We start from the raw sequence: 17,222 nt of genomic DNA on the forward strand, positions 1-17,222 counted from the left end.
TTTCTTTTCTCGTCTGAATCCATCCTTTTTCTCCTGTCGGAGTTGTCGTATGTTAACTCTGAAAAGGAACATCCGCAAGTCATTTGGGAGCAGTTCTGAATGTTTGTGAAATGTGATACAAAAATGGCGGGCTGATTTGTGACATAGTCGTATCGCCAGAAAAGAAAAGGAACCAGCAGTCAATATCATCTGACTACTGGTTCATCACTATGTTTTTCTGGCAGATACAATCGGCATCTTTTCCCCTTAATCCTCCCTGATGTGCGCCATTTTACCATGGAACCAACCCGCAGATCAATTTCCTTTTCCTTGTGTTTTTCTTAATGGTTCCTTACTGGCAACACGTATCTCAAGGGTTGAAAAATAATCTGTTGGTGGCTTGGCAGCACCCAGCTTTTTTCATTTCCAGAATTTTGCCACCCAAAATGCTTCAGTAGCCCACATAAAAGGCTTTTTCTGGGTGGCAAAGCTATAAAATCACTATACTAGGCAGTCAACTTTTTTTGAGTCCCGATCCAGCGGTTTTCTTTTATCCGGTTTCCATTGGTCCGCTCCCATCATCCTCTTGCCCCTGTGACGTGCCTTGACCGCCCGTGTTGCCGATTTGGAAGCGGGATCGGAAAGATGTACCAAAAAGCAGGTGAATCGGCCCGTTGCCCCAATTTGAAATAGGGCTATTTCCCTGGAATTCAAGGAAAAATCTCCGGGTCGCAATGTGTGCGGGTTAAAGGTCGGGTGGCATTGCGCCACCTCAACCGTGGTACATCGCCCGGCAAAGCCGGGCGAACACAAGCCTCAAAAATCACTCGATAATTCTCCATTTAACTCGCTCTGCTTCAATTAGAATAAAATCATTGTACTTTAAATGTGCTTCATTATACGGATCAAACCCTTCCCATTCCGTCCAATAAAAGTACTCACTATTTTTTTCAATCTTTGCAAAGTTTATTTCTGTTCTCTGAGAACTCTGACCTCCTATTGGTGCTAAAAAATTAAAGCGTGTTGTATATTGAAAAAGGATTTCAATGGAAAAAGGATTATCATCCAATCGTTGAAACAGCAAATATAAATTATTATCATTATATTCATGACTAACACGATTCTTATCCACAAAATTTCCACTTTCAAACCTATATCCCACTAACGTAGAATCTCGAAAATTATTATATAATTGTTGAAGCTTTTCAATATCATCTGTAGTTTTAACTTCATTCCATGCCATTTATATCCTCTCCTTTAATTAATACCAAAATAATCCAATATCCACTGCTCTGTGCTACTAACTGCGCCGCTACTATTTTTCAACTTATAGCTTGACCAACTACCTTTTGTTGGATCATTAGGATTTGTATTGTATTGCTCAATTTTGATTCTCTCAGATGAGATATCCATCACTCGAATTCCATTTTCATCATAGATAATAACGTGGCCATCCTTTGTAGTATAATAACTGTTTGGTGCTGCTTTAGTCGGAATCTTTCCCCCTGAACGTCCACCTGTTGATAAAGAGCCGTTATCAGTTAATGAATCAAAATAATCCTCACTTAATTGTCCTTGATTTTTTAAATTGTGTGGATTAACTTCTGGAGTATCAGAATCCCCCTCAATTGGAAGTATTGTAATCCCTGCTCCAAGACTACCGGATATATCGCCGGATACATCTGCTGGTATTAATATCTCATACGTATTTCCATAAATATCCTGGACAGCCACCAGCTTACTTTGTGTATCAACCAGCTTATTCGGCTTTGGCATCAAGGCCTCAACTATTGAAAGAAATGCTATATTATACCCCAATTGTATTCCGGCTTCAAATGCTCCTCTTGAATCACCGGACGCTCCTGTTTCATTAACCGTTTCAATGAACTTTTCGTTATATAATTCTGCCAACTCATTATTGATATACAGATAATTACCCATTATGTAATTCCCTGTATCTTTTATTATAACGTCCATTGCAACGCCAAAATTTTCTATTCCAAACTGGACCCCCTTCATAAACACAGCACAATTCTGAACTGATTCATGTTTCATTGCTTCTCTAATCAGTTTCTTAACAAAACTTTCTTTGTCTTTTGCTTCTGCATATTTTATGGATAAATCACGCTGGATTTTATTTTCTTTTGGCATTTTGCTTATACCAGGTGAAAGGATTCCTTCTGTTTTATGTCCACTCGGATCAACATAATTCAGCGGACTGTTCTTCGTATAAGCATACCGGTTCAGCGTCAGCGGGTCTGTGATATCCCCCAGATACGTATCCTCCTGGAAGAATCTTCCCTTATCTGCATTATAATACCTCGCCCGCAAATACTCAAGTCCGGTATTCGGATTATAGCTCTCTGCATTATACCCATAGAAGTCTGTATGCTCTGTACTTCCCAGCGTCACCTTCCCATATGGATCATACTGGTACACGCTCGTCACCATTCCATTATACCACGTATTCGCCGTCACGCTTCCCCGGCCGTCATATAAGTAATAGCTCGTCTCATTATGGTCCACTCCGCGCGCTTCATTCCAGATATTATTCCGTGACAGCCGCTGCCTTCCTTTATAGCTGTAGCTCTCCGTCGCCCCGCTGTTCACCGTATAAGCGGTCAGCACCTCCGTATACTGCCGGTTCGTGTCATTCACATATTCCGTCAGGTCATAGGCTCTTCCCGTTGCAGAACAGATATAGCTGAACAAATCGCCTTCCGCCGTCAAGCTTCCATCTTCATTCTCATGATTCTCCGGCATGAAGATTTCACCGCTCACATTCTTTCCGTAACCGCATTCCGCTTCCGGATTGTAATTCAGCTGGAACGTCCGGTTCCCGTCTCCGTCATAGGCGGCTGCCATCAGAAGCTTCTGTCCATCCTTTACCGCTTTTAACCGGTTCTCCGTATCGTACTGGTACGTCGTCTCCGCATAATTCATCAGGCATTCCTGGGTCAGATTTCCATTGGCATCGTATTTGTACGTGTAGCGTTTCGTCAGATTCCCTTCGCAGACCACCGCGCTTACCATCTGGTTATCCGCATTGTAGGTATACGTCGTCTTATCCGGGTTTGCATACGTAAATGCTTTCTGCTTCTTTGCCATTGTTCGGTTTCCGACGCTGTCATACTCATACGTATAGGTAGTCTTGTCGAACATTCCCTTATCTTCTTTGCACTCGATGAGCTGGCCGTTATCATCGTACCTGAATGTCCGCTTTGTCGTCTGCCACTCCGGATTCTGGTTCTGCCACGGGTTATCAGAAACATGGACGCACTCTCCATCCGGGCCGCCCTTGTGGCCGAAATCCTTATTCGAAGCAAACAGGCACTCTTTGGCCGTCTCATTGGTAATCAGGCCAGCGTCATTATACATGTACTGATAATCGGAAATCAGGAAGCCGCAGGAACATAAATTCTCTGCTTCCACGATCTGGTCTCTCGCATTGTACGTGTAAGTGCTGGTGCTTCCATCCGCCCTCTTCACCCTCGTAAGCCGGTTTAAGGGATCGTAGCTGTAAAATGTCTCCCGGCCGTCACGATCCACGATTTTTGTGATATTATCATTCTTGTCGTAGGTATAGACTACCGCGTACCCATCCGGATACAGGATCTTCTGCAGGTTGTCCGCTTCATCATAGAAATATTCCACGGTCTTCCCGGAGCCATTCGCGGCGGTCTTCAGTCTGCCGAGCGCATCGTACGTATAGCTGCTTTCTCCGGTAATGTCCTCCATGGAGATTCTCTGCCCCATCACATTATAGCCCATCTGGACCGGGTGATCGGCTTCAGCGCCGTTCTGGTCTTCGTACGTCTTTTCCACAAGCCCGTTCAGGACATCGTAATCGTAGCGGATCGTGTCGCCCTTCGCTGTCATCCGCTCTGTCATCCGGCCGCCGGCATCATAAGCGAACTGCTCTTTCCTGCCCATCGGGCTGGTTAAAGAGGTCATGTTGCCTTCCAGGTCATACGCATACTTCGTTACATTCTTCTCAGCATTAGTCATTGCTGTGATATTTCCCATCACGTCGTACGCATACAGAGTGTCATTTCCCATCGGGTCGGTAACCATAGTCAGACGATCCAGAATATCGTACTGGAAATGGGTGATCAGGCCATCCGTCGCCTTCGCGGCCGTCACATTACCATGGTTATCATACGTAAACTCCTGGCTCAGGCCCATCTTATCGGTCAGGGCTGTAATTCTGCTTCCCGCATCATAGGTAACAGACTGTGTCTGGTTCAGCGGGTCAGCTGCCGTAATCTGCCGGTTGTCCTTATCGTAAGTATTCCTGTAAATATAGCCCTTCGGGTCTGTCAGCGCCGTTATATTGTAGTTGTTATCATACGCGTAGCTGGTGGTGCGGTCTCCCGGCCTCGTTACAGAAGTTACATTTCCTACCATGTCATAGGTAAACTTCGTCGCCTTTCCTTCCGGATCCACGCTTTCCTTCATCTGGTCAATCAGGTCATAGACGTAGGTGTTCTTATGGCCCATGGCATTCGTCACCGCATTTAAATTACCGCGTATGTCATACTCGTAGGTCTCCACTCCGCCCTTTGCGTTGACTGCCTTCGTCATCCGGTGCATAATATCGTATTCAAAGGCCGTGGTACGGCCAAGGCTGTCTGTATCCTTTGTGATATTGTCACCATTATCATACGTAAAGCGGCGATTTAGTCCCAGTGGTGTTGTAATTCCAGTCAGGCGGTGGACAGCGTCATATGTATATGCATACTCTCCGCCATTTTTCTGTGTCATCTTCGTTACCATGCGGTTTAAGTCCACCTCATAGGCGGTTACATTCCCCATGGCGTCGGTGATACTCGTTAATTCGTCGTGCTTATCGTAGGTATAGCTGGTCTCCGCCCCCTTCGGCGATATTTCCTTTACCAGATTGCCCATCACATCGTACTGATATTCCGTAATCAGTCCATTGGCATCCTTTGCCTTTGTCATGCGGCTTAACGCATCGTAACGGTACTCCTGCTTACTTCCCTCCGGTGTTGTAATGGAAAGAAGGCGGGACAGTTCATCGTACTCATAACCGGTACTATTGCCATTTCCATCCTGCAGTGCAGTCATGCGGTTCAGGACATCATACGAATATGCGTTTTTTACTCCGTTTCCATCTGTAGCCTCCGTCAGATTACCGTTTGCATCGTAGGCAAATGCAGTCGCTGCTCCCAGCGGGTCAACCTTTCCGGTAATCCGGTTGATGGCGTCGTATGCGTAGGTATAGACAGCTTCGCCCGGCTCTGTGATCCCGATCACGTTTCCTACCTTGTCGTATTCGTAGGATGTCGCCGTGCCATCGGCCTCAGTGACACGGATCAGGCGGTCGAGGGCGTCATATTCATACGCTGTCGCCGCCCCGTCGGTTCCGGTCGCGCGGATCAGGCGGTTAAACTTGTCATATTCATAGACCGCAGCTCTTCCGATCGTATCCGTCTGTTTGATCAGATTTCCGGCAAGGTCATATTCGTAGACCATGGTATTTCCGGTATTATCAGAAGCTTTTACTATCCGCCCCATGGAATCGTATTCATAGGTGGTCTCCACCCCTGCCTCGTCGGTGCTGGCACTCATCTGGCCCTTTGCATCATGTTCCATGGAAACCTTGTCTCCATCCGGCATGGTCATGCTGATCAGATTGCCTTCCGCGTCATACTCATAGGCATATGCCCCGCTCATGGCGTCAGTCATCTTAACGGTACGGCTTAACGCGTCGTACTCCATGGAGGTCTCACCCTTTAATGCATCGGTCATCTTTAAGACGTTGCCGAGAGAATCGTAATCCATGGCGGTCACGCTTCCGGCCGCGTCGGTGACGGCCCGCATCTGGCCAAGAACGTCATAATGGTATGTACTGCTGTTTCCCAACGCGTCTGTTGTCTTTAATAACCTTCCATTCAAATCGTAATCGCTGCCGGTGGTCTGCCCCAGAGCGTCGGTGATCTCCTTCAGTCTTCCGGCCGCGTCATAAGCGTATTCGGTATTGTGGCCGTTGCCATCGGTTGTCCCGGTCTGGTTTCCGGCCGCATCATACGTATATTCCGTAACACCGCCCAGCGGATCCACACTTCTCACCAGACGATTGCTGCGGTCATACTCAAATGTATAGACGCGGGTTTCATCATCAGTGATCCGAATGATATTGCCGTTTCCATCATAGGACATCGCCGTTACAAGGCCATTCTGTGCGGTCGTGCTGACGATATGGCCGGCACGGTCATACGTGTAGGAAACTTCACTTCCGTCCGGATAGATGGTCTTCTTCACATTTCCATTCCTGTCATACCAGTAATACACGGTATTTCCCAGAGCATCTTCCATCGTAACGGGAACGCCAAGGAGCTTGTGATATCCTGCTTTTACCGTATTTCCCAGACGGTCTGTTGCTGCAGTTGTATGTCCTTTGCCGTCTAATGTGTAGGTCATATCATTTCCGAGGGCATCGGTTACTTTTATCAGGCGGTCGCGGCTGTCATAAGCGTAGGAAGTGACATTGCCTTTGGCATCGGTTTCTCTCACTTTGTTATAGTTTTCATCGTACTCATAGGTCAGGGTATTTCCCATGGCATCCGTACCGGACAGAATGTTATACATCCGGTCATAGGTGAAATCTGTTTTCACACCCATGGCGTCCGTAATCGACAGAACACAGCCGGCAGGATCGAACTCGTAACTGGTCGTTCCACCATCTTTCGCAGTCTCTGAGACACGCCGGCCTTTCCGATCATAGACAAATACCTCGGAGCTGCCCAGCGGGTCGCCGGCTGTCAGCTGACGGTTCATCTCATCATAGGTGAAGGTATACGTATTTCCCTCTCCGTCGGTATAGCTCACAGGGACGGCTCCGTCATACGTATACGTACTGGTTCCGCCATTTCCGTCTGTCATGGAGATCATGCGGTTTACTTCATCGTAGCTCCAGGAGACAGTGTTCCCTTCCGCATCTGTCATAGAGAGCAGATTTCCCTGTTCATCGTAGATAAATGAAGTAGTATTCCCTTCATAATCCGTGGCAGTCAGCGGCTGATTCTGTTCGTTGTAGGTGTAGGAAGCCTGGCTGCCGTCTTCTCTGGTGATGGTCAGAACGTTTCCATTATCATCGTAGGCATAGGAGATCGTAACCCCCAGTTCATCCGTTTCAGAAGCAAGATGGCCCGACGCATCATATTCTCTGGCTATCGAAGAACCATCCGGATACACGATCTTTGTGGTACGCTTCTGCTCATCGAACCAGTATACCGTTCCATTTCCCTTATTATCAGTGGCGATGGTGTGGTCGTCAAAATATTCCAGCGCTGCCGTATTTCCACTGCCATCCACCTGGGCGATTACACGGTTCTCATCATCATACGTATTCTGAATGACCCTGTTTCCATTCTCATCATACCACGCAGTCATGCGGTTCTCATCGTCATACTCATAACGGCGGATTCCGCCTTCCGGATCAGTCACAGAAATCAACCGGCCATCTTCATCGTATTCGTAAGAAACTGCCTCCCCATCCGGCAGCGTAATGGAGGTAATCCGGTCGTGGTCATCCATCTCCACATCAAAGATTTTTCCTGACGCAGTCCTTACCTCTGTCAGTCTGTAATCATTATCATAGGTATAAGTCGTGGTATTTCCTTTTCTGTCCTTCTTATAGTGCAGGAAACCTGCATTATCAAACAGGAGGCTGGAGCCATCCAGATAGCTGAGTTCCCAGCCGGCAACACTGGGCTTTGAGTTTCCGGAATTTTCAGAATCCTCTGGATTTTCCGGTTCTTCCGGTGTTCCAGGCTCTGTCTCATTTTCGTCATTTGCAGTTTCATCGTCTGCCAGGAGCATCGGTTTCTCTGCTGCGTAGGATGCCTCAGAGGCAGTCGCTACCGGCGGTTTTGGAATTTCCGGAAGAACTACGTCGAAGGAATCCAGAGGCTTTAATACGAGATCATACCCCTCCGGCCCTTTGTAAATATCGCCTTCCCTGGTAAATGGCAGCATCGCGCCATCGTTCTGGCGGTACAATATTCTTCCATCCGGAAGCATGGTTAAATGTTCGCCAAAGGAGCCGCTCCACCCCCGGCCAAATTCAGAACGGTTGTCCGGCAGTAAGGAGTTGTAGGCTCTCTGTACTTCGAAATCCCCGCCAAGCTCTGTAAGCAGCGCATCTGCCTGTGACATATAGAAGTTTCCGGTATTTAAGTTGACAGGCTCGAAACCAAAGGGACAGTATACGCCCGCCCCCTGCAGCAGCCCTGATAATACCAGTTCTTCCCATGGCGTCAGATTCTCAAAGTTGTACTCTCCCGCATCGGGATCAGGATTGCGGATAAAAAGATACGTATCCATCTCTGTCAACTGATTTAAGTAGATATGATTGTCCTTTGCAATCGTATTGGGATTTACTTTATAATGCCTCGCAATTCGCTGAACAAGATCATCCTGCTGAACATGATAGATCAGAAAGGTATCCGAGAGCTTCTCTCCGGATTTTTCTGTCTCTCCGGCAGGTTCTCCAGATTCATCCTTTATCTCCGCCTCAGCTTCTGCTTTAAACTGGTAGACTGTGTTTGTCTTAAGCGATTCTAAATCAATGCCGTCGCTTTGCCAGTTCGATTTCGGGATCACGGTAAAATCATGCTCCAGACCCGCCAGATCGAATTTGGGATACAGGACGGTATCCTCACCGGTGGCCTTGCTGCCAGTCACATTCTCACCGGTTGATGTGTCAATCAGTTCCCAGGTTACCTCAGCATCACCGGTAGTTTTTCCATGAGCCAGGACACCGGTGGCAGAGCCGCCCTCGATATCGGTTTTTCTGACAGATGGCGTCACGGTAATAGTCGTGTCTGCTACCGGAAAGTCTTCCGGATTGCCTCCAGGGTTATCCCCCTCCCATTCCACGGTGATCTTCGGACCCATGGCGTCTTTTCTGTTATACAGAATCTCACCGGGAACGCGCAGTTCCTGCGGCGTATCAGCCCCGGGTTCCTGGTCTGCCTTAATGACAAATCCGGCCTGTGGTGTCTTCCCTGTGATCCAGCTGTTCATGGTCTCTGTAATATCAAAGTCCATAGCCATGTTCTCGCCCGGCGCTGACTGTCTGATTCCGGTCTCTGTAAAGGGCGGAGCTCCATTCCAGTTGATTTTATGGGCATCCCAGCCCACGGTGGGCGTACCGACGGTAAATACATTTGCATTGCTGCTGTTGTTGGTCCTGGCTGTGACGGTAAATATCGCACTGCTGCAGACCGCGTTCGCATCCTGCAGCATAGAGGTAATGCTTTCGCAGTCATTTTCATTAAATGCAACGTATTGGCGGCAATTCTTTAAATTGCTGTCTACATAGCCAACATATGCATTTCCATCCCAGTTAAATATGGCATTCGGCTGGCCCTGTGATGCCATTGCAAAGATAAACTCATTTGACGGAACTGCGGTGGCCGGATCAATCCGTACCGGATACTGCCGCTCTTCTGCATCCAGCCATTTTTTATCTGCAGTGACGGATATCTCGTAGCTGCCATTCGACCCACGTCCCAGCTTCATAGATAAATCGGTGCTCGTCTCGCCGGCGGCATCGATCATATAAGGCGCCTCTAAGAGAAATACAGGCGATTTCCTGCTTGTCCTGTAAAATATAATATTCTTTCCGGACTGTGCGGCCTTTAACCCGGAGGTCCTTACCTCGTAGGAAAATGTATTCTGATCCGTAGGTTCCAGAAGAATAATATCTTCTTTTACCGTATCTCCGCGCAGGGTATATTGAATATCTATGCCGGGATAGACATTATTATAGCGAATCGCATTTCCTGCTGCAGCACTCTTTTTAAAAATGCCGCCAGAGGGAATCATCTCAATCGCATCAGAGCTGGAGGCCAGCGCCACCTTAATGCCCCTGGAGGAGGTCGGTTTTGACGGGATGGTCACATCAATCGCGCCGGAAGCATTTTTGTAGACAGACGGGATCTCTTCGCTTTCCTCCTCATAGAACAGAGCAGAATCCTCCTCCATACCGGAGGGGTCATCTCCTTCGAGTATATAGGCGGCAGACCGTTCCATCTGTATTTTTGTTTCGGAAGAAACCAGTGTGTTGTCTACACGCGATATCTTCCCATCTTCATCCTTGTAAAGGCCGGAGTATCCTCCCATCACGGTAACGTAGCTGCGCTCCCCTACCTCATAGGTACGGAAATTGTCGTTGAACTGAACGAGCTTGCCCTCCGGTTCCTCAATCTCAAGCGGCTCATAGAAATTCTCCGGTTCTCTTAAGTCCGCATTGGATGGAGTGGCTGGTTTTACTTCACTTATATCTTTGGAGTTATCAGCCCCAGAATCATTCTGCGTTTTTGTCTCTTCCTTTGTTGCATCTGAATCACTGGCAAGCTCCAAATCCTCTATGGAAAGCTTCTCCGGACGTTCAAAATTGACATATCGCGGCTGGTTATTCAGATACTCGGCTGCGTAGGATACCATAGGCATCATGTCCGGTGCAACCATGGTAAAAATCAGCAGGAAGCTTAAAAAGCGCCGGCTGAACTGGCCATATAATCTTTTGTATTTTCGATTCATAACTTTTCCCCTTCATTCCCATTGAAAGATTTTATTATTGAGCGGATTGGTACAAAATTAAGCCAACATTTTACAACACTTATCATTTCAGTTTTTTCTCATAGTTCTCCCCCCTTCTCTTCTAGAATCACGTCTCTTTGCTACTATTAAAACACGAACATAAAATATTTCAATACGTCTTGCATAAACGGGACAAATATTGCATAAACGGGATTTTTATTAATACCGGTGGTAAATTTCATTCCTGTTTACGGATATAAAAAGAGAGCTGCCACACGATAATTTGATCCGTGCGGCAGCTCTCTTCACTGGCCCTTGTCATATTTAATTTACTTTCTTACCGGACGTTTTGGCTGGTAGCCGCCCCACTCGGATGCTCTTCCTTCTGCTCGTTTCGCAGCATTGGACGCAATCTTTGCTAATATCTCAAAACCTTTCTTCTTCATACCCATCTGTTTTACCTCCCCGCTTTTGTTTTGCTATTAACATTAGTATTGATACAGATAGCAGCGTGACTGAGATAACCGCTGCGATCATGTAATACTTGTTTGTATACATCAAGAACATAATCAGAACCCAAAATACAAACACAATCATACTGTAACTTCGAAACTTCTTTTTTTCCGCTTTACTGAGTGGATGATTCTCATTTTCAACCGGCGCCATCTGATACAGACACAGTCCCTGCAAAACTACAGATATCACTGCAGCTGACAGTACATTAGTAAATTCCATAACTCCATAGCCCGCAACCGTACATAACAGGCAGGTTGTACCAAACAGACAGAAACACTGGGTATATGTTTTTGCATGGAATCCGCCGCAAAACATCCGCATACTAAGAAAAACTGTATAGAATATAAGAACCCTCACAATCGAATGCGTTATAAGACCAATTAACAATACGATTAAGGCATTCGTAATATTTGCAATGGTTATTTGAAAACCATATTCATACACAGCCCTGTCTTCAGCTCTAATAATCTTTTCTCGTTCCAGCATACCAGCCAGCATGACCGAAAGCTTACAGATCAACAGTCTCACCTGCTTTGCTGTCATTTTTTTCTTCTTTATGAAGGATATTCCAGATATAATTCCTGAATGAATTTTCCATCGGCTTCCCAATGATCATAGTGACCGTTGTATTTTTCTATTACCTGGTGAATGCTTTCCATCCCAAATCCATGGTATTCTTTATCCCTTTTACTTGTTTTAAGCTTTGGATTTTTCTTAAGTACGGACTCCTGTACAGTGTTGCTCATTTTACATTTCAAATATCCGTGATAGTTTCCAATCTCCAAATCAATTTCTTTTTTATCCGCCATGGAAGTGGCCTCTATTGCATTTGTCATCAAATTATACATCAGAATCCCCATATCACTGTTCTTTATTCTCTTTACATCCGCATGAATGATGCAGGTTAATGTAATCCCCATTGATTCACAGTCCAAACAGGACTTATACAAGATAGCATTCAGTCCATCATTATCCGTCAGATCCGGCAATTCATTATACTTCTTCTCATTGTCTTCCAGCTCTTCCAGATATCTTGCAGCCTCCTCATACAAGCCAGACTGTAAAAACATATGTAAAGCAACGTAATGCCCCCGGGTATCATGTCTCTGAATCTGTAATCTCTTATTTAAGTTTTCAATATCCTTCACGTATTCTCCCTGCATTCCAATCGCCTTATTGGTATAGCTCCGGGAAATCTCCTTCAAATTGTGACTGCTCAAGCTGTTAAACACGTTATAAATAAGCAAAATCATAAGCATCGTGCCAAACAGGAGAAATAGAGACGTAAAGTGACGTATTACTTCATTTTCCCAGGTCAGTTCCATCGTAAAAAAACCTAATGTCAGAAACAGAATAAGGAAACAAAAGCCAATGAGAACGTAACCTTCATTTTTATTCAGAAAAAGGCCTTTGTTTTTCTTAATCATTAACATGAAATTGCATAATATGAATTTCAGAATTGTTACTGCAGTCAGCATCTCTGTCCTCAGATAATAATTGGACATCAATAAATTATTAATATTATGGTTCGTAATGAGAGTTGTAACTTCAAACACCGGTACTGTGGAGAAGAGAATAATGCACGCCCATATCATGGTTCCAAGGGCATGTTCAACTATACTCCCTTTACAGGCGATGCGGGCATACAAAAGCATTACGAGAAGATATGCCAGTCCCAGTACCCCCTCAAAGGGCATAAGAAAATTCAAAACCGATACGGTTGTAAAATAAGCAAGGACACCGGACATTTTGTAAAGGATTCTGGTTCTCCCCGCATACTTTGGCTGACAATACCGGCTAATAAAATGAATCCCAATTATAGATGTCGCAGCATTTGCAATCAGTTCGATCATCACCCCATGTTTAAGCGCCTCCTCTAAAATACAGTTTTCTAACTTCTGCTCTCCGAGATTTGCTAAGTAATACACTGCTGTTATCGGTAAGGATTATTTTATCATTATGAATCACATTGATCTGCTTCATATTTACTAAAAAACTCTTATGTACACGAATAAATTGATAACGCGTTAATTCTTCCTCCAATTTTTTAAGGCTGCCGCACATGCTATAAGTTCTGTCTGCTGTTTTAATTGTAATCAAATGCCCATTGCATTCGATATACAGAATGTCTTTATAATAGACTTTTTGTGCATTTACCACATAATATAATTCATTATAAACGATACGCGCAAAATACTTATCAATTGCTTTTTTCAAATCGGTTATCAACGCACTCTTACGCATAAACCAGAATGTATCGTATTCATATGACTGGAAAACCAGGCTTTCATGGGAAGAGACGAAAATCAATACTATGTTTGGATAACTCTTTTGCATTTTCCCGGCCATGGAAAAGCCGTCCATTCCCGGCATCTCTATATCCAGAAAGAGAATGTTAAATTTTCTGCTCCCAAGCTGTGAAAGGCATGTCTGGCCATCTGAAAAGTCTTCAATATCAGCATCCTCTCCATGACTCTCTATCATTTTATAAACTGCATCCCTAAGTAACAATCGGAAATCATTATCATCATCACAAATGGCAATTGAAATCATATCTTTTACTCTCCCCTTTACAAAGAAATATGGTAATCCTCCATACCCTCCTGCCCGGTAAGCTATAGATCCTTATCTTTTACTCTCTCAATAAATTCAAGCATCAGCCATACATCTTTTTCCGGCATTGAATAAATATAATCAATTGCTTTTTGCTGCATTAGCGAAGTGTTATTTCTATCATTAAAAAATTCCATTGGCGTAATTCCAAGATACTCACATATATAAAGGAACTCACTCATTGACGGAAGCGTTCTGCCAGAGGTGATACTACGAATATAGCTGGTACTGTGTCCTAAATCCAAGCTCATCTTTCGCTCTGAGACCTGTTTTTCTTCTCGTAATCCGGAAAGCCGACTACGTATAAATTGCTCATTCATTATAATACCTCCTAATAATAATCATAATTCACGACAAAAGTATTTCCGAGCGTTTATAACGCTTATTTTCAATTAATTAGACGTTTTAAACGCTCACCTGCTTATAAGTCAGTCGTTTGTAGTATCTATAATGAAACGATCTTTTTTTTTAAATTTTGTACTGGCAGCTCTCAGGCATTATTTTTGCAGGAAATGAATTAAAAAAGCTGAGTGAAATCACCAAATAATCAGTAATTTCACTCAGCCAGCTTACCACAACCCCAGCTTCAATCCGCAGAAAATAATTCTTTACTGCCTGCCCTTACATCCCATGCGCCTCTCTCCATGCCTTCACTTCCTCCAGCCGCTTCTTCGCCGCCTTCTCATTCCCCTCTTCCGTGGGGACATAATACCTCCTGTCTTTCAGGGAGTCAGGCATACACTGCATGGCGGCGATCTTGTCCTCTGTCTGGTGGGCGTACTGGTAGCCTTCTCCGTAATGCAGCTTCTTCATCAGTCCCGTCGGCGCGTTGCGGATCACTAAGGGAACCGGCTCTGCCAGCGTATGCAGGGCGTCCTCCTTGCAGTGTTCGTAACCCGCGTAGGCGGAGTTGGATTTCGGTGCCATGGACAGGTAGATCACCGTGTGTGCCAGATTGACGTTGCATTCAGGCATCCCGTTAAAATGGCAGGCCTGATAGGCAGATACCGCCAGAGTAAGCGCCTGACTGTCCGCCATGCCGATATCCTCGCTGGCAAAACGGATCAGCCGCCTTGCCACATAGAGCGGATCTTCTCCGGCCTCCAGCATACGGGCGAGCCAGTATAGCGCCGCGTCCGGATCACTGTTTCTCATGGATTTGTGAAGGGCGGAAATCAAGTTGTAGTGCTCTTCGCCATTTTTATCGTACAGAAGGGACTTACGGCTGATGCACTGCTCCAGCACCTCGGCTGTCACCGTGGTTTCCTCCGCGCTGATCTCCCCGTTTAAGACTGCCATCTCCAGCGTATTGAGTGCCGTTCTCGCGTCACCATTGGCAAACTGAGCGATCATCCGGAGCATGTCCTCCGTAATCCCGATTCTCTGATCCCCCAGCCCGAGAGGACTCGTCAAGGCATGGTGCAGAAGCATTACCAGGTCATCGGTCTGGAGTGCCTGGAGTACGAAAACCTTGCATCTCGAAAGAAGAGCCGCGTTAATCTCGAACGAGGGATTCTCCGTTGTTGCTCCGATCAGGATGATACTTCCCTTTTCCACATAGGGAAGAAACGCATCCTGCTGGGCCTTATTAAAACGGTGGATCTCGTCCACAAATACGAGCGTACGCAGACCTATATGACGGTCACGCTCCGCCTGGGCCATCACTTCCTTTATTTCCTTTATTCCGCTTGTGACGGCGGAAAAATCCACGAAGGAAGCCCTGGTCCGGTTGGCGATAATTCTGGCCAGCGTGGTCTTTCCCACTCCCGGCGGTCCCCAGAAGATCATGGAACACACCATGTCCTGATCAATAATCCGGCGCAGCACCTTCCCCTCTCCCAGGAGGTGCTTCTGGCCTACAAACTCTTCCAGCCCACTCGGTCTCAACCTGCTTGCCAGCGGCCCCACGGCAGCCCGGTCGTCAAAAAGCGATAATTGCTCCATCATATCTCAACCACCTTTTTCATTCGATCCATTTATTTAGCTTCTATTTTACCATGGCCTGAATGAAATATCAAACTCCATACCAGGCAAACTTATGTTTATTTGTATATAAGCAAGCAGGGGAGTCCGAGGGAAGCCGTGATCATTTTCCTGGCAGAATAGTGAATGAGCAGCCTCCCGACTTCTTTATATGGTATACTGGCATCATAGCACTGCATTGCAGACAAGATACCTGGTACACTGGAATTTCCGACGTGCGGTGCGCGGAGGATGCAACAAAACTGTTTCATTTTGTGCAGGAAAATGAAACAGCGATAACGGATGCGCTCAAAATTGTAAGCGTTTAATACCAGAAGAGGGACTGTTTTAAGAATACTCCTAAAACAGTCCCTCGCATTTTTTATTCTGTTATTCCATTTATTCTGCTGTTCAATCGACCCTGACACCATTTTTATCGACTCTGCCGCCGTCCGGTGTCACTGTATCTGCCAGCATATGGCCGGATTCATCCAGGTAGTACCACTTTCCGTCTGTCTGAACCCATCCGGTCTTCATCGCTCCGGATTCTCCCATATAATACCAATAGCCTTTTTCCTGAACCCAGCCGGTCTTCATCGCTCCGGACGGGTTGAAATAGAACCAGTGGTCTCCGGTATTGACCCATCCGGTCTTCATTGCCCCTGACGGGCTACAGAAATACCAGACATTGTTTAAATGAATCCAGCCGGTAATCATCCGGCCGTCAGCACCGATCCAGTACCATTCTCCGCCGACTTTGATCCACTCGCTCTGCGCATAGGTACCGTCCTCCTTTTCGAAGTTCCAGATTCCGTCCTTTGCCTTCCAGCTTCCGCTCGTTTCTTCCGGATCTTTCCACACACTGTTTGAGGAATCTTCCCGCTCTGGCTTTTCTTCCGGTACATTGCCGTCCGGCGTCTCGTCCGGTGCCGTGCCATCCGGTGTCTCGTCCGGCGTCGTTTCGTCCGGCGTCTCGTCCGGCGTCGTTCCGTCCGGCGTCTCATCCGGTGCCGTGCCATCCGGCGTCTCGTCATCTGCCGCATCCCGCTTAACCGTATAATCGTCCTGACTTCCGAACACAGTGAGCGTTCTTTCCGTAAACGATTCATCGGCTACTTTGCAGCCTTCCGTCTTAACCGAAAACGTCACATCACTGTCCGCGGTTACCACAATCGTTCCAAGATTCAACGCAGTACCCTTTTTCAGGATATCATCCGCTGTCCCCGATACGTAGATCGTAAATGTTCCGTTATCCCGGTTATAGCGATACGACTGCACCGTAATATCAGAATTGTTTTTTATAGCGCTGTCGAACTTAAAATCTATGCTCTCTATCCCATCCGAATCATCGGAGGCAACGCCGAGCTGAACCTGAAAGGTTCTCGCTTTCTGCACGTCCTCCCGTGCAGAAAGCATGATACTCACTTTTACTTCATGATCATTGGTTCCCTTTTCCCATGTGACAAACCGGTATTCCTCCGCCGGTGTTGTCATAATACGGCCAAACGCTGCAAGCAGGATCAGGATTCCCAGCAGGCCAATTATTACTTTCTTATTCATAAGTCGCTGCAACATATTTT

The 17,222-nt window shown here is 46.1% G+C and carries 8 protein-coding genes; all 8 read right to left on the reverse strand.

The window, feature by feature from the left end; all coding sequences use genetic code 11:
* Window positions 1-802: 802 nt before the first annotated feature.
* On the reverse strand, window positions 803-1,222 hold the full coding sequence (locus tag H8S80_RS21975) for a hypothetical protein (protein WP_117630811.1): 420 nt from the start codon (window positions 1,220-1,222) through the stop codon (window positions 803-805).
* A 14-nt stretch (window positions 1,223-1,236) separates the two neighbouring features.
* Window positions 1,237-10,551: a DNRLRE domain-containing protein gene (locus H8S80_RS21980; RefSeq protein ID WP_243007843.1), complete on the reverse strand. Its 9,315-nt coding sequence runs from the start codon at window positions 10,549-10,551 to the stop codon at window positions 1,237-1,239.
* A gap of 426 nt (window positions 10,552-10,977) precedes the next feature.
* A complete protein-coding gene (locus H8S80_RS21985; RefSeq protein WP_117630812.1) occupies window positions 10,978-11,610 on the reverse strand; it encodes an accessory gene regulator ArgB-like protein in 633 nt (210 codons plus the stop codon).
* 11 nt (window positions 11,611-11,621) lie between these two features.
* Window positions 11,622-12,230 (reverse strand): sensor histidine kinase, encoded by a 609-nt coding sequence (locus tag H8S80_RS21990; protein WP_157386243.1) that lies wholly within the window; start codon window positions 12,228-12,230, stop codon window positions 11,622-11,624.
* A 700-nt stretch (window positions 12,231-12,930) separates the two neighbouring features.
* A complete protein-coding gene (locus H8S80_RS21995; RefSeq protein WP_117630813.1) occupies window positions 12,931-13,620 on the reverse strand; it encodes a LytR/AlgR family response regulator transcription factor in 690 nt (229 codons plus the stop codon).
* A gap of 62 nt (window positions 13,621-13,682) precedes the next feature.
* Window positions 13,683-14,000, reverse strand: a complete 318-nt coding sequence (locus tag H8S80_RS22000; RefSeq protein ID WP_002603611.1) for a helix-turn-helix domain-containing protein — start codon at window positions 13,998-14,000, stop codon at window positions 13,683-13,685.
* Between the two features lie 301 nt (window positions 14,001-14,301).
* On the reverse strand, window positions 14,302-15,624 hold the full coding sequence (locus H8S80_RS22005) for a replication-associated recombination protein A (protein ID WP_117630972.1): 1,323 nt from the start codon (window positions 15,622-15,624) through the stop codon (window positions 14,302-14,304).
* 429 nt (window positions 15,625-16,053) lie between these two features.
* Window positions 16,054-17,217, reverse strand: a complete 1,164-nt coding sequence (locus H8S80_RS22010; protein ID WP_117630814.1) for a PspC-like choline-binding domain-containing protein — start codon at window positions 17,215-17,217, stop codon at window positions 16,054-16,056.
* Between the last annotated feature and the right edge of the window lie 5 nt (window positions 17,218-17,222).

It is taken from the genome of Hungatella sp. L36 (genome assembly GCF_014288035.1).

Bases quoted from the DNA above. Each gene is read 5' to 3' on its own strand.
- H8S80_RS21980 (WP_243007843.1), bottom strand. From the start codon at position 10,551: ATGAATCGAAAATACAAAAGATTATATGGCCAGTTCAGCCGGCGCTTT.
- H8S80_RS21990 (WP_157386243.1), bottom strand. From the start codon at position 12,230: ATGCAGGGAGAATACGTGAAGGATATTGAAAACTTAAATAAGAGATTA.
- H8S80_RS21995 (WP_117630813.1), bottom strand. From the start codon at position 13,620: ATGATTTCAATTGCCATTTGTGATGATGATAATGATTTCCGATTGTTA.
- H8S80_RS21985 (WP_117630812.1), bottom strand. From the start codon at position 11,610: ATGACAGCAAAGCAGGTGAGACTGTTGATCTGTAAGCTTTCGGTCATG.
- H8S80_RS22000 (WP_002603611.1), bottom strand. From the start codon at position 14,000: ATGAATGAGCAATTTATACGTAGTCGGCTTTCCGGATTACGAGAAGAA.
- H8S80_RS22010 (WP_117630814.1), bottom strand. From the start codon at position 17,217: ATGTTGCAGCGACTTATGAATAAGAAAGTAATAATTGGCCTGCTGGGA.
- H8S80_RS22005 (WP_117630972.1), bottom strand. From the start codon at position 15,624: ATGGAGCAATTATCGCTTTTTGACGACCGGGCTGCCGTGGGGCCGCTG.
- H8S80_RS21975 (WP_117630811.1), bottom strand. From the start codon at position 1,222: ATGGCATGGAATGAAGTTAAAACTACAGATGATATTGAAAAGCTTCAA.